This window comes from Lentzea sp. (assembly GCF_035525475.1).
GTDB lineage: Bacteria > Actinomycetota > Actinomycetes > Mycobacteriales > Pseudonocardiaceae > Lentzea.
The window spans coordinates 1-13,916 of sequence record NZ_DATLEC010000065.1; the positions used below are offsets into that span (position 1 = coordinate 1).

The window sequence follows — 13,916 nt, forward strand, 5'->3', positions numbered from 1 at the left end:
GGGTGACCTCCCCGCCTTCGGTGACCCGCAGCGCGAACGGCTGGAGCGCGGGCGCCACCCACACCCCGCCCTCGTCGTCCGCCGCGATGCCGTCCGGGGCCACGAAGTGCTCCCGCAGGTTCGCCCACACCCGCCGGTTGGACAGCGCGCCGTCGGCGGCCACGTCGAACGCGGTCAGCCCGAACGCGAGGGTCTCGGCCACCACGAGCGTCCCGTCGGGCAGGAAGCCCATCCCGTTGGGGAACTTGAGGTCCTCGGCGGCGACCGTCGCCGTGCCGTCCGGCCGGACGAGGGCCAGCGGCGTGCCGGGCGCGACCCAGTCCGGTTCCAGCATGGGTGCCTCGCCGCCCTCCGCGATGGCCGCGTGCAGGTCGAACCCGAAGTTGCCCACGTAGGCGCGGCCCTCGGCGTCCACCAGCATGTCGTTGGCGTGGAACGTGGCGATGCCGCCGAGGTCGGCGTGCTCGACCAGCTCGCCGTCCGGTTCCAGCCGCAGCACCCGGCGGTCCGTCATCGACACCACGAGCAGCCGCCCGTCCGGCAGCCAGCCGAGGCCGGAGGGCTGGCCGGGGACGGTGCAGACCAGTTCCTCCTCGCCGGTGGCCAGGTCCAGGGCGCGCACCTCGAGGTCGTAGAAGTCGGAGTAGTACAGCCGGCCGTCCGGCCCGCGCCGGGGTCCTTCGCCGAACCGGAGACCGTCGCGCAGCACCGTGGTGTCAGCCATGCTGACCGACCCTAGTGAGCCCCGGTGCCCGTCGCGTCCGCCGCGGCGGTGACGTCCGCGCGCCCCCGCAGCGGGGAGAGCAGCACCCAGAGCACGGCCAGGCACTGCCCGACGGCCGCCACCCACAGCGTCGGGACGATGCCCAGGCCGTCGCCCAGCAGGCCACCGACCAGCCCGCCCAGCGGGATCGTCCCCCACACCACGAACCGCACGCTGGCGTTCATCCGGCCCAGCAGGTGGTCGGGGCAGATCGCCTGCCGGTAGCTCACCTGGCCGACGTTGTAGACGACGATCCCGAACACGCTCACCGCCGCGCCCACCATCGGGAGCACGAGACCCCAGCCGTCCGAGACGAACGGCAACGCCAAGGTGAAAGGCCAGGTCAGCAGTGGGATGAGCCAGATCATCCTGGCCTGCCCGACGAGCAGTCCGATCCGGTAGGCGAACGCCGCGCCGAGCACGCCGCCGACCCCGCCCGCGCTGAGCACCAGACCGGCGGTTCCCTCGCTCAGGCCCACGGTCTGCAGCAGGAAGAGGATCATCACGGCGTTCTGGATGCCGTGGAAGAAGTTCGACGTGCCGGTGCAGGCCACGATCATGCGCAGGGTGACGTTGCCGAAGACGAACCGCAGCCCCTCCATGATCTCGCGGCGCAGGTGCGGGTCGGGGTGGCGTTCGGGCGCAGGCTCCACCGTCTGGATCCTGACCAGGAAGAACGCCGAGCTCAGGTAGCCCAGCCCGGTCGCGAGGACGCCGTTGGCCGCGCCGAGGAACTGGGCGGCGTAGCCCCCGATGGCGGGCCCGGACACCTCCGCGACCGACAGGCTGGCCTGCAGCTTCGAGTTGCCCTCGACGAGCTGGCCTCGCCCGACCAGTGACGGCAGGTACGACTGGTAGGCGACGTCGAAGAACACCGTGCAGACGCCCACGGCGAGGCTCACGACGATCAGCTGCGGCAGGCCGAGCAGGTCCAGCCACCACGCGACGGGCACGCTCAGCATCAGCGCGGCGCGGGCGACGTCCATCGCGACCATCAGCGGCTTGCGGCGCATCCGGTCGACCCACACGCCCGCGGGCAGGCCGATCACCAGGAACGCCATCGTGCTCGCCGCGGCCAGCAGGCCCATCTCGAACGGTGTCGCGTTCAGCACACCCGCCGCGAGCAGCGGGACGACCGTCGTGCCGACGTTCGCGCCGAACTGGCTGATGGTGTCGCCCGTCCAGAGCCTGCGGAAGTCGGGGTGCCCCCAAAGCGCCATGCCGGAAAGTCTGCGCCGAGTGATTGGAAGCTGTCAATCACTTAGACTTCCCCCGTGCCCCTCTCCCGCAAGCGCCGGCCCGCGACCAGCGACGAGGCCGCGGCTCTCAGCTCTGACCTGCGGCTGCGGATGATCCGCCTGACGTTCGACCGCCCGCTCACCAACAAGGAGCTGGCGGAACGCCTGGGCAAGGACCCGGCCACGACGCTGCACCACGTGCGCAAGCTCGTCGCCGCCGGGTTCCTCGAGGCCATGCCGCCACGGGTGGGCAACCGAGGGGCCAAAGAAATCCCCTATCGGTCGACAGGGCTTTCGTGGCAGCTCGACAACAGCGAAAATGCGGTCGCCGTAGGTGAGGCGATGTTGCACGCTTTCCTCGGCGAGGTCGCCGACATCGGGTTCCGTGACGTGGATCAGAGCCGTCTGGTCGTCACGGTCGACCCCGAGGAACTAAAGCAGCGGCTAGCGGCGTTGATGGATGAGCTGGCCGCGAAACCGGTGAAGCCGGATGTTCCCCGTGTGGCGATCTACCTCGCGGTGTATCCGGGGGACTAACAGTCCGTGGGACGATGAAGGGCAAATGACGGAAAACATCCAGAGCACAGAGTTCGACCCGGAGTTCGACTCGACGTGGGAGGAGGACGACTTCTCCACGGGTGACTACGAGCGCGCCGAGCGCGCCGCGTTGCGCCGTGTCGCCGGGCTGTCCACCGAACTCGAGGACATCACCGAGGTCGAGTACCGCCAGCTTCGCCTGGAGCGGGTCGTGCTCGTCGGGGTGTGGACCGAGGGCACCGCCGCCGACTCCGACGCCTCGATGGCCGAGCTCGCGCGCCTCGCCGAGACCGCTGGTTCCGAGGTCCTCGAAGGCGTCGTGCAGAGGCGCGACAAGCCGGACGCCGCGACGTACATCGGTTCCGGCAAGGTCTCCGAGCTGCGCGACGTCGTGCAGTCGACCGGCGCGGACACGGTGATCTGCGACGGTGAGCTCTCCCCCGGCCAGCTGCGCCAGCTGGAGGAGAAGCTCAAGGTCAAGGTCATCGACCGCACCGCGCTCATCCTGGACATCTTCGCGCAGCACGCGCGGTCCAAGGAGGGCAAGGCGCAGGTCGAGCTGGCCCAGCTGCAGTACCTGATGCCGCGCCTGCGCGGCTGGGGTGAGACGTTGTCGAGGCAGGCCGGCGGACGTGCCGGCGGCGGCAACGGCGGTGTGGGTCTGCGCGGTCCCGGTGAGACCAAGATCGAGACCGACCGGCGCCGGATCCGCGCGCGCATCTCCAAGCTGCGCCGCGAGATCGCCGCGATCGGCGTCATCCGCGAGACCAAGCGGGGCCGCCGCACGGCGAACGAGATCCCGAGCGTCGCCATCGCGGGCTACACGAACGCGGGCAAGTCCTCGCTGCTCAACGCTCTGACCGGCGCCGGAGTCCTGGTGGAGGACGCGCTGTTCGCCACCCTCGATCCGACGACGCGCCGCTCGCTGACGCCGGAAGGCCTGCCGTACACGCTGACGGACACCGTCGGCTTCGTCCGGCACCTGCCGCACCAGCTGGTCGAGGCGTTCCGCTCGACGCTGGAGGAGGTCGGCCAGTCCGACCTGCTCGTGCACGTGGTCGACGGCTCCGACGCCATGCCGGAACAGCAGGTCAAGGCCGTGCGCGAGGTCCTCGCCGAGATCAACGACAAGACCGACACGCCGATGCCGCGCGAGCTGCTCGTCGTGAACAAGATCGACGCGGTGGGCGACCTGGGCATGGCCCGGCTGCGGCACCTGTTCCCCGACGCGTCGTTCGTGTCGGCGCACTCGGGCGTCGGCATCGAGGAGCTGCGGGTCCGCATCTCCGAGCTGATGCCCCATCCCGAGGTCGTGGTCGAGGCCCTCGTACCGTACGCGCGCGGCGAGGTGGTGGCCCGCGTGCACCGCGACGGTGAGGTGCTGTCCGAGAAGCACACGGAGTCGGGCACGCTGCTCAGCGCCCGCGTGCGCCCGGACCTCGCCGGCGTGCTCGAGGAGTTCGCGACGAACGGGACGCCTGCTTGATCCTCCCGCCTCCACCGGTGGACGTGTGCCCGGTAGCCATGCAGGAGCTCTCCGGGCTCACGTCCGACGGCAAGCAGTTCTTCGCCGTCAGCGACAGCGACAACGGCACGCTGCGCATCCAGGTCATGGGGCGCGACTGCGTGGTAACGCGCACGATCACCGCGCCCGTCGACCCGTACGACGTCGAAGACCTGGCGATGACGCCGGACGGCACCCTCTGGGCGTCCGACACCGGCGACAACAACAAGTCCCGCTCCACGGTCGCCTTGCACAAGGTCACGCCTTCGGGCGCCGTGGAGCGGTTCCGCGTCACCTACCCGGACGGCAAGCACGACGCCGAGGCCTTGGTCATCGACAAGTCCGGTACGCCGTTCATCATCACCAAGGAGCCCCTCGGCTCCGCACTGGTATATCGCCCGACGGGCCCGCTCCGAACTGATATATCGGTTCCGCTGGAGCAGGTCGCACGTGTGTCGCTATCAACGACGGACACCCCCGGGGGCCCCCTGGAAGGCACCCTCGACTCGCGTCTCGTGACCGGTGCCGCCTTCACCGCAGACGGCACCGTCATCGCCCTGCGCACCTACACCGACGCCTACCTCTACCCGGTCTCCGACGGCGACGTCGCGAAGGCCCTGTCAGGCGACCCGGTCCGCGTCCCCCTGCCGGACGAGCCCCAGGGCGAGGCCATCGCCTTCGACCCGAACGGCACCCTGCTCTCCGCCTCGGAGGGAACCGGCACCTCGATCCGCGCCGTCCAGGGCGCCGCGGCCCTGGCCCAGCCCTCGGTACCGGCGACGACCACGACTCCGCCACCGGCCGCCGCGGACCAACCGCAGGCCGCGCCGCAACCGAGCTCGTCCTGGCAGAACTGGCCGCTGGCCCTGACGCTGGGCGGCATCATCCTCGTCACCGCCCTGGTCATCGGCCTCCGCTTCCGCCGCCGCGCCTGACATCCGATACATCAGTCCCAGGCGACGGGCATCCGCTCCAGCCCGCCGATCACCAGGCTCGCGCGGTGCGGCAGCTCGTCCTCGGCCACGGCCAGCCGCAGCTTCGGGAACCGCCGGAACAGCCCGGGGAAGGCGATCCTCAGCTCGATCCGCGCGAGGTGCTGCCCGATGCACTGGTGGACGCCGTGCCCGAACGCGAGGTGCCCGGCCGTCCCGCGAGCGAGGTCGAGCACGCCGGGATCGGCGTAGCGCGCCGGGTCGTGGTTCGCCGCCGCGAGCTCGACCAGCACGGTGTCGCCCGCCCGCACGACAACGCCGTCGAGCTCGACGTCCTCCAGCGCCGTCCGCGCGGTCGCGGGTGTCAGGCTGATGTACCGCAGCAGTTCCTCGACGGCGGCGTCGGGATCGGCGAGCATCGCCTCCACGCGTGCCGGGTCCCGGAGCAGTTCCAACGTGCCGAGCGACAGCATGTTCGTCGTCGTGTCGAGTCCACCGCCGAGCAGCGCCATGCCCATGGCCGCCATCTCGTCGTCCGTGAGGCTGCCGTCGACTCCGGCGGGTTCCGCGCTGACCAGGTCGCTGAGCACGTCGTCGGTCGGGTGGTCCCGCTTGGCCGCGACCATCTCCAGCATGAACCGCTGAAGCCGCTCGAACGCGGCGTACATCGCCGCGCCCCCGTCGGCCTCCGCGCCGCTGGCCCCGGTCAGCAGCACGGCGTCCTGCTGGAACTCCACACGCCGCTCGTACGGCACACCCAGCAGTTCGCAGATCATCAACCCCGGCACCGGCACCGCGAAGTGCTCCACCAGGTCCGCCGGCGATCCCTGCGCAGCCAGCGCGTCGAGGTGCTCGGCCGTGATCACCTCCAGCCGCTCGGCGAGCAGCCGCATCCGCCGGACGGTGAACTGACCGGTCAGCCTGCTGCGGTACCGGGTGTGGTCCGGCGGGTCGTGGTCGGTGAACGCGCCGGGCGGTGACGGCGGCGCGTCACCGGGACTGCCCGGCCCGAACGGGTTGTGCATCAAATCCGGCCGGATGCTGAACCGACCGTCCGCCAGCACCGCGCGCACGGTCGGGTGATCGTGCGCTCTCCAACCGGCGTGTCCGTCCGGGAACGTCATCGGACTCAGTGGCATCGTTTCCCCCTTGCAACGAGCTCGTTTCCTCTCCTTGCAAGCTAAGAACGTTTGTGGACGAAGTCAAAAGACTCATTGCAATGGCCTCGACCGCAAGGCACCATGGGGTTGTGCCTGGTAAACGGCTGGACGAAGAAGAACGGCAGCTCATCGCCCAGTTCCTGTGGGACGGGCTGGGCTACTCCGAAATCGGGAGGCGGTTGCACAGGCCCGCGTCGACCATTCAGCGCGAGGTGGTCCGCAACGGCGGCCACAACAGCTACCGGCCGGGTGCCGCGCACCGCGCCGCGAGCGAGCGGGCCACGCGCCGGATGCCCGCGGTCGACGACCTGGACGTCGACGAGGAGGCCTACTCGTTCGGACGCAGCCCGGGCAAGGTGCGGGACTTCCGCCAGCGGCTCGTCGCGTCGTTCGTGCAGACCGGCTTCCCGAGGACGGCCGCCCGGATCCTGGTCGAGCTCTTCATGGTCGACAGGGGCAGTCTGTCCGCGACAGAGCTCGTGCTCCGGCTCTCGGTCAGCCCCGGCACCGTGTCACGGCAGACGACCTACCTGCAGGACCTGGGACTGCTGCGCAGCGAGCGCGACGGCAAACGCGTGCGGTACTTCCTCGACGACGACATCTGGTACCGCGCGTGGCTGTCCAGCGCCCAGCGCCACTCGACCTGGGCGGACACCGCACTGGAAGGTGCCGAGATCTTCGGTCTCGGCACGCCGGTGGGTGCCCGCCTCAAGGACATGGGCCAGTTCTTCGCCTTCGTCGTCGTGGATCTGGAGGCCACGCGACAGAAGTGGCTCGACTTCTTCGAGAAGAAGAAACGCGCCAGGGGAGAAGCTACGGAAGGCGCCTGAGCACGGTGACGACCTTGCCGAGGATGGTGGCCTCGTCGCCGTTGATCGGCTGGTAGGCCGTGTTGTGCGGCATCAGCCACACGTGGCCGTCCTTGCGCTTGAACGTCTTCACCGTGGCCTCGCCGTCGATCATCGCGGCGACGATCTCGCCCTGGTCGGCGGTCGGCTGCTTGCGGATCACGACCCAGTCGCCGTCGGTGATCGCGGCGTCGATCATCGAGTCGCCGACGACGCGCAGCAGGAAGAGCTCGCCCTCGCCCACGATCTCGCGCGGCAGCGGGAACACGTCCTCGATCGACTCCTCCGCCAGGATCGGCCCACCGGCGGCGATGCGGCCGACCATCGGCACGTACGCGGGCGTCGGCTTGGACATCGGGTCGAGACCGGGGTCGATCTCGGTGGGCAGCACGCCGACCGCGCGCGGGCGGTTCGGGTCGCGGCGCAGGAAGCCCTTCCGCTCCAGCGCGCGCAGCTGGTACGCGACCGACGAGGTGGACGTCAGACCCACGGCCTCACCGATCTCGCGCACGCTCGGCGGGTAGCCGAAGCGGTCGAGCCAGTCGCGAATCACGTCGAGCACCTTGCGCTGGCGCAAGGTCAGGCCGGCGTTTCCCGCGATCTCGCTCACCTCTGGTGTCGCAAGAGCGGGGTCCGGATCGGTCGTCTTGCCTGCCACGGTCGCTGTCCTCCTCGCCGCCCCCAGTTCGAATGGGATTCCGGCTCCGTCGATCTTCGTGGTCGACGGTAGTCGTGTTTGCTGCGCAGATCAAACACCTGTTCGAGCTATTTGGGCGCGTGTTGTGGCGTCGGAGGAGTCGCCGTGGTAGAAATTCGCACTGACGTTCGATCGAACCCCTGTTCGATCATGGTGGTTGACCTGCGATGGAGGTCCTCATGGCGGTGCTCGTCGAGAAGCGGTTGCGCATTGCCGAGGACGCGGACGTCGCAGCGGGACGTCCACTCCGTTCGGGTCCCCGCGTCATGCCGCGCCGCCCCGCGACGAGGCCGCACCAGGTCGTCGTGCCCGCCACCCGCGAGTCGAGTTCGTGCGAGGTCCGCCCGAAGCGCGAGTCGATGCTCGAGCTCGTCGCCGTCGGCGTGCTGAGCGCTCTGACGATCATCGCGCTCGGCGTGCTCTACCTCCAGCAGGTGGGGGTCGCCCCGTAGTCCTGCCCCCACATCTTGTGTTCGCACGCCCACCTCGACGTGTTCGCTCCGTCATGAGGTGGGCGTCGCTGTGTAATCACCCCTGATCGGCCTCGGTTCCTCCAACGGAGTGACGCACGACGCGCGTGTCGAGTTGCGCCGGGCCTCCGTCGCGATCTAGGTTCTACCCCTACATCTAGTGGTTGCACCGTTGTAGTAGTCCACAGGTTGTGGGTAACCCGATCAGTGAGGCTGCTGCGGTGAATGCTGCGCGGGGAAGGGGTGAGGTGGCGTGCGGTGTCCGTTCTGCCGCCATTCGGACTCGCGGGTGGTCGACTCCCGCGAGGTCGACGAGGGTCAGGTGATCCGTCGCCGGCGCTCCTGCAACAGCTGCAGCCGCAGGTTCACCACGGTCGAGGAAGCGGTTCTCGCCGTGGTCAAGCGCTCCGGCGTGACGGAGCCCTTCAGCCGCGACAAGGTGGTCGTCGGCGTGCGCAGGGCGTGCCAGGGCCGCCCGGTCGACGAGGACGCGTTCCAGGTCCTGGCCCAGCAGGTGGAAGAGTCGATCCGGTCGACGGGGTGCGCGGAAATCGCGAGCCACGAGGTGGGCCTCGCGATTCTCGGCCCCCTGCGCGAACTCGACGAGGTCGCTTATCTGCGCTTCGCGAGTGTTTACAGGTCCTTCTCGTCCGTCGAGGACTTCGAGAAGGAAATCCTTGATCTTCGCACTGCCCGTGCCGAGGAAGCACCGGTCGAGCAGTGATCCGCGTGCTCTGAAGCGCGCGAGGCAATCATCTTTTTCTCAGTACCAGCACGAGGGAGATCCACCGTGACCGAGACCGTCGGCGGCTCAGCCAAGAAGACAGCCGCACGGGCGGCTGCCAAGCCTGCCGCGCTGAAGATCCAGCGCGTCTACACCACCGAGGGCCGCCACCCCTATGACGAGGTCACCTGGGAGCGCCGCGACGTCGTCATGACGAACTGGCGCGACGGCTCGGTGAACTTCGAGCAGCGCGGTGTCGAGTTCCCCGAGTTCTGGTCGGTGAACGCCACCAACATCGTCACCAGCAAGTACTTCCGCGGTGCCGTCGGCAGCGAGGTGCGCGAGCAGTCGCTGCGCCAGCTGATCGACCGCGTCGTGAAGACCTACGTCGGCGCGGGCAAGGAGCACGGCTACTTCGCGGGTGACGCCGACGCCGAGATCTTCGAGCACGAGCTCACCTACATGCTGCTGCACCAGGTGTTCAGCTTCAACTCGCCGGTGTGGTTCAACGTCGGCACCAGCTCGCCGCAGCAGGTCAGCGCGTGCTTCATCCTCGCGGTCGACGACACGATGGAGTCGATCCTCAACTGGTACCGCGAGGAGGGCCTGATCTTCAAGGGCGGCTCCGGTGCCGGCCTGAACCTCTCGCGCATCCGTTCGTCGAAGGAGCTGCTGTCCTCCGGCGGCACCGCGTCCGGCCCCGTGTCGTTCATGCGCGGCGCCGACGCGTCCGCGGGCACCATCAAGTCCGGTGGCGCCACCCGCCGCGCGGCCAAGATGGTCGTCCTCGACGTCGACCACCCGGACGTCGTGGAGTTCATCGAGACCAAGGCGCGCGAAGAGGACAAGATCCGCGCGCTGCGCGACGCCGGGTTCGACATGGACCTCGGCGGCGCGGACATCGTGTCGGTGCAGTACCAGAACGCGAACAACTCGATCCGCGTGTCGGACGAGTTCATGCACGCCTACGAGAGCGGCGGCGAGTTCGGGCTGCGCGCCCGTCAGACCGGCGAGGTCATCGAGCGCGTCGACGCCAAGGAGCTGTTCGGCAAGCTCGCGAAGGCCGCGTGGGAGTGCGCCGACCCCGGCATCCAGTACGACGACACGATCAACGACTGGCACACCTGCCCGGAGTCGGGCCGCATCACCGCGTCCAACCCGTGCTCGGAGTACATGCACCTCGACAACTCGAGCTGCAACCTCGCGTCGCTGAACCTGATGAAGTTCCTCGGTGACGACGGCCGCTTCGACGCCGTCACGTTCGCCAAGGCCGTCGAGCTGATCATCACCGCGATGGACATCTCGATCTGCTTCGCGGACTTCCCGACCGAGCCGATCGCGGAGACCACCCGCAAGTTCCGCCAGCTCGGCATCGGCTACGCCAACCTCGGCGCGCTGCTGATGGCGACCGGCCACGCGTACGACTCCGAGGGCGGCCGCGCGCTCGCCGCGACCATCACCTCGCTGATGACGGGTGTCTCCTACCGCCGTTCCGCCGAGCTCGCGGGCATCGTCGGCGCCTACGACGGCTACAAGCGCAACGCCTCGGCGCACCAGCGCGTCATGCGCAAGCACGCCGCCGCCAACGACCTGATCCGCACCTACCACGCGAACGACGCGGCGGTGCACAGGGTCTCGACCGAGGCGTGGCAGCAGGCGCTGGAGATCGGCGCGAAGAACGGCTGGCGCAACGCCCAGGCGTCCGTGCTGGCCCCCACCGGCACCATCGGCCTGATGATGGACTGCGACACCACCGGTATCGAGCCGGACCTGGCCCTGATCAAGTTCAAGAAGCTCGTCGGCGGCGGTTCGATGCAGATCGTCAACCAGACGGTGCCGCGCGCCCTGAAGGCCCTGGGCTACCAGGACGAGCAGATCGAGGCGATCGTCGAGTTCATCGCCGAGCACGGCCACGTCATCGACGCGCCGGGCCTGCGCCGCGAGCACTACGAGGTCTTCGACTGCGCCATGGGCGAGCGCTCCATCGCGCCCATGGGCCACGTGCGGATGATGGCGGCCGCGCAGCCGTTCCTGTCCGGCGCGATCTCCAAGACGGTCAACATGCCGGAGACGGCGACCGTCGAGGAGGTCGAGGAGATCTACTACCAGGGCTGGAAGCTCGGCCTGAAGGCGCTCGCGATCTACCGCGACAACTGCAAGGTCGGCCAGCCGCTGTCGGCGGGCAAGGGCGCGAACAAGGGCGCCGAGGCCAAGACCGAGACCGTCGTCGAGTACCGCCCGGTCCGCAAGCGCCTGCCGAAGAAGCGCCCGTCGCAGACCGTGTCGTTCACGGTCGGTGGCGCCGAGGGCTACCTGCACGCCGGGTCCTACCCGGACAACGGCCTCGGCGAGATCTTCGTCAAGCTGGGCAAGCAGGGCTCGACGCTGGCCGGCGTGATGGACGCGTTCTCGATGTCCATCTCGGTGGGTCTGCAGTACGGCATCCCGCTGGAGTTCTACGTCTCGAAGTTCCAGAACCTGCGCTTCGAGCCGGCGGGCATGACCGACGACCCGGACGTGCGCATCGCGACGTCGGTGCTGGACTACCTGTTCCGCCGCCTCGCGCTCGACTACCTGCCGTACGACAAGCGCGCGCAGCTCGGCATCTTCACGGCCGACGAGCGTTCGGCGCAGGTGGCCGGCGAGTACGGCGCGCCGGCGTCGTCCGATGTGGACCTCGAGGGTCTGCGCGGCTCGGTGGAGGCGGCTCCGGTCGTCGAGGTCGAGGCGGCGGCCCCGAAGCAGGTCGGCAGCTCGACCGAGCTGCTGGAGCTGCACCTGGGCAAGGCGGCCGACGCGCCGCTGTGCATGACCTGCGGGACGAAGATGCGTCCGGCCGGCTCCTGCTACCTGTGCGAGGGCTGCGGCAGCACGTCCGGCTGCAGCTGATCCAGAACAGTGACCGCCTGCTGGGGGAGCGTTCTCCCAGCAGGCGGTTCGCCGTCACGGCAGCGTGATCCCGTGACGGTCGGCCAGCTTCTTCTCGATCTCCGCGATCACGCACGCGATCGTCGACGGGTTGAGCCGGCCCTCTCCGAAGTGGACGATGGTCTTCGCGAACTCGTCCGCGGCCAGCGCCCGGCACTCGGCGTTGAGCGAGTGGTGGTCGACCCCGGCCTCCCGGAAGATCTCCAGCGGCTTCCTGCCGAAGATGACCTCGAACTCCTCCCAGCCCCGCAACGTCCAGTACGTGTCGGGGGAGGAGACGCCGGTCGCCCTCAGCCACCGCCACATGTACTGCGGATCCTGGTGGCTCGGCGCCTCACGGCGGCATCGCGCGCACAGCAGCACGAGGTTCTCCGCGTTGTCGGTCCCACCCAGCGCCACGGGAACGATGTGGCACTTCTCGAGCCTTGTCCTGTAGCCGCACCGCCAGCAGCGTTCGTGTGCCGTGCTCCAGTCGACGGACATCTCGACCTCGTGCTCGACCCAGTACGCGACAATCTGCGTGGTGCTCGCCGCCATGTGACCTCCCCAGTCGTCGATCATTCTGTCGGTCGCGAAGGCGATTCCGTTTCACGTACGGGCAACTGGTAGAACAACGGGACCAAGGGGGAGAGATGCCTTCGTTCGACGACTTACGCCGTTACCTGCTCGGCCAGCTCAACGCCGCTGTCCGGCGTCCTGGCATGTACGGCGGCGAGGCGGTGATCCTCACCCTGCTCGACGCGCTGGCGTTCGCCGACGACCGCACCGACCGGTGGCAGGCCGAGCTCGACTCGCTGGTGAAGCGGGGCGCGGCGAACGCGGCGATGGTCAGCGGCGCGGTGCACGAGGTGCTCGGCCACCGCAGCGAGGACGTCATGGCGTCGGTGTACGCGGACCTCGCGCACCGGCAGGGCTGGCTGTCGCTCGACGCCGACAGCCGCATCCCCGGTGTCCTCGGCGAACGGGACTGCCAGCTCGACGACGTGATCGCGGAGTACGGCGAGCCGCCGTTGTGGCTGGGCGGCACGAACCCCAAGTACTCGAAGACACTCGGCTACCCGGACCGGTCGGGTTCGCTGGTGTTCTTCCACTTCATGCCGGAACTGCGACTCATGGCGACAAGGCGCGGCGACGGCAGTTTCCGCGACAGCTTCGTCTTCACCCCCGCCGGGCTGTCGCGGTGAACCAGGCGACCCACGGCGTTCGCGGGAGAACCGGGTAAAGTCGCAGGTGATGCGCATTGTCCTGCACGCACGTGCGCGCCTGGACCTCGCATACGACTCGCTCGCCGGACTCTCCGTCGGCGACGCTCTGGGCGCACAGTTCTTCATGGTCGGCCGCTCGTTGCCCGACCTCGTGGCCGGCAGGCCGCCACGAGGGCCCTGGGAGTGGACCGACGACACCGAAATGGCCTGCAACCTCGTCGCCGAGCTCCGTGACCACGGTGAGGTGGACCAGAACCGGCTCGCGGCGACGTTCGCCGACCGCTGCGAGCCCTACCGCGGATACGGCGCGGGAGCCTTCACCATCCTGCGCGAGATCCGCCAGGGCACGCCGTGGGAAGAGGCGGCCTCCAGCGCGTTCGACGGCCAGGGTTCCTGCGGCAACGGCGCGGCGATGCGGATCGCACCGCTGGGCGCGTACTTCGCGGACGACCCGGAAACCCTGACCGCACAGGCGATCCGGGCCAGTGAGGTGACACACCAGCACCCGGAGGGCATCGCGGGCGGCGTCGCCGTGGCTCACGCGTCGGCCATCGCGGCGAAGCCCGCCTGGCGGGAACTCCGTCTCGTGACCTCCTCGGCGGTGTCCTCGACCACCTCGGGAAGTCGTTCGTGCGCAAGGGGATCGAGAAGGCACGCGAGATCACCGATGCCGGAGAGGCGGCGTACGTCCTCGGCAACGGGTCCCGCGTCACGGCGCAGGACACCGTCCCGTTCACGCTCTGGGTCGCCGCCCACCACCTCGACGACTACCGCGCCGCGATCACGACGTGCGTCGAAGCAGGCGGTGACGTCGACACGACAGCCGCGATCGTCGGTGGCATCATCGCGACCCCGCCGCCGGAGTGGGTCGCGGAACGCGAACCCCTCCCGGACTGGGTGAGCCGCTAGT

General features: G+C 69.2%; 14 protein-coding genes and 1 pseudogene. 10 read left to right on the forward strand and 5 right to left on the reverse strand.

The window, feature by feature from the left end:
* Together VM306_RS11175 and VM306_RS11180 are read right to left on the reverse strand one after the other, a co-directional pair.
* Positions 1–724, reverse strand: a 724-nt coding sequence (locus tag VM306_RS11175) for an SMP-30/gluconolactonase/LRE family protein (RefSeq protein WP_325513824.1), incomplete at its 3' end; no start/stop codon positions are given.
* 11 nt (positions 725–735) lie between these two features.
* The gene (locus tag VM306_RS11180) at positions 736–1,983 is read right to left on the reverse strand and encodes an MFS transporter (RefSeq protein WP_325513827.1); all 1,248 of its coding nucleotides are present in this window, start codon (positions 1,981–1,983) and stop codon (positions 736–738) included.
* A gap of 54 nt (positions 1,984–2,037) precedes the next feature.
* Between VM306_RS11180 and VM306_RS11185 the strand changes: the two genes are divergently transcribed.
* From VM306_RS11185 to VM306_RS11195, 3 genes are read left to right on the forward strand one after another with little or no spacing between them, the layout of a single operon-like run.
* On the forward strand, positions 2,038–2,538 hold the full coding sequence (locus VM306_RS11185; RefSeq protein ID WP_325513829.1) for an ArsR/SmtB family transcription factor: 501 nt from the start codon (positions 2,038–2,040) through the stop codon (positions 2,536–2,538).
* A 25-nt stretch (positions 2,539–2,563) separates the two neighbouring features.
* The gene (hflX, locus tag VM306_RS11190) at positions 2,564–4,024 is read left to right on the forward strand and encodes a GTPase HflX (RefSeq protein ID WP_325513831.1); all 1,461 of its coding nucleotides are present in this window, start codon (positions 2,564–2,566) and stop codon (positions 4,022–4,024) included.
* Complete coding sequence (locus tag VM306_RS11195; protein WP_414672361.1) at positions 4,021–4,977, forward strand: hypothetical protein; 957 nt, start codon at positions 4,021–4,023, stop codon at positions 4,975–4,977. The genes hflX and VM306_RS11195 overlap by 4 nt, the downstream gene beginning before the upstream one ends.
* An 11-nt stretch (positions 4,978–4,988) precedes the next feature.
* Here VM306_RS11195 and VM306_RS11200 read toward each other — a convergent pair whose 3' ends face one another.
* Positions 4,989–6,038 (reverse strand): cytochrome P450, encoded by a 1,050-nt coding sequence (locus tag VM306_RS11200; RefSeq protein ID WP_325513833.1) that lies wholly within the window; start codon positions 6,036–6,038, stop codon positions 4,989–4,991.
* 185 nt (positions 6,039–6,223) lie between these two features.
* Between VM306_RS11200 and VM306_RS11205 the strand changes: the two genes are divergently transcribed.
* The gene (locus VM306_RS11205; RefSeq protein ID WP_325513835.1) at positions 6,224–6,964 is read left to right on the forward strand and encodes a GbsR/MarR family transcriptional regulator; all 741 of its coding nucleotides are present in this window, start codon (positions 6,224–6,226) and stop codon (positions 6,962–6,964) included.
* Here the strand turns inward: VM306_RS11205 and lexA are convergent.
* Positions 6,948–7,640, reverse strand: coding sequence for a transcriptional repressor LexA (gene lexA, locus VM306_RS11210; RefSeq protein WP_414672362.1), 693 nt, complete (start codon positions 7,638–7,640; stop codon positions 6,948–6,950). The genes VM306_RS11205 and lexA overlap by 17 nt on opposite strands.
* 206 nt (positions 7,641–7,846) lie before the next feature.
* Here lexA and VM306_RS11215 point away from each other — a divergent pair, with 206 nt between their 5' ends.
* From VM306_RS11215 to VM306_RS11225, 3 genes are all read left to right on the forward strand, one after another.
* Entirely contained in the window at positions 7,847–8,131 is a 285-nt protein-coding gene (locus VM306_RS11215; RefSeq protein ID WP_325513838.1) for a hypothetical protein, read from the forward strand.
* Between the two features lie 271 nt (positions 8,132–8,402).
* Entirely contained in the window at positions 8,403–8,873 is a 471-nt protein-coding gene (nrdR, locus tag VM306_RS11220; protein ID WP_325513840.1) for a transcriptional regulator NrdR, read from the forward strand.
* A 66-nt stretch (positions 8,874–8,939) separates the two neighbouring features.
* On the forward strand, positions 8,940–11,762 hold the full coding sequence (locus VM306_RS11225; protein ID WP_325513842.1) for a vitamin B12-dependent ribonucleotide reductase: 2,823 nt from the start codon (positions 8,940–8,942) through the stop codon (positions 11,760–11,762).
* A gap of 54 nt (positions 11,763–11,816) precedes the next feature.
* Here the strand turns inward: VM306_RS11225 and VM306_RS11230 are convergent, their stop codons facing one another.
* On the reverse strand, positions 11,817–12,338 hold the full coding sequence (locus VM306_RS11230) for an HNH endonuclease signature motif containing protein (protein ID WP_325513845.1): 522 nt from the start codon (positions 12,336–12,338) through the stop codon (positions 11,817–11,819).
* A gap of 95 nt (positions 12,339–12,433) precedes the next feature.
* Between VM306_RS11230 and VM306_RS11235 the strand changes: the two genes are divergently transcribed.
* From VM306_RS11235 to VM306_RS11245, 3 genes and pseudogenes are all read left to right on the forward strand, one after another.
* Positions 12,434–12,985 (forward strand): hypothetical protein, encoded by a 552-nt coding sequence (locus VM306_RS11235; RefSeq protein ID WP_325513847.1) that lies wholly within the window; start codon positions 12,434–12,436, stop codon positions 12,983–12,985.
* Positions 12,986–13,130: 145 nt separating this feature from the next.
* Positions 13,131–13,508 (forward strand): annotated as a pseudogene (locus VM306_RS11240) (ADP-ribosylglycohydrolase family protein); the annotation flags it as partial.
* Positions 13,509–13,636: 128 nt separating this feature from the next.
* Positions 13,637–13,915: an ADP-ribosylglycohydrolase family protein gene (locus tag VM306_RS11245; RefSeq protein WP_325513850.1), complete on the forward strand. Its 279-nt coding sequence runs from the start codon at positions 13,637–13,639 to the stop codon at positions 13,913–13,915.
* Position 13,916: the final 1 nt, after the last annotated feature.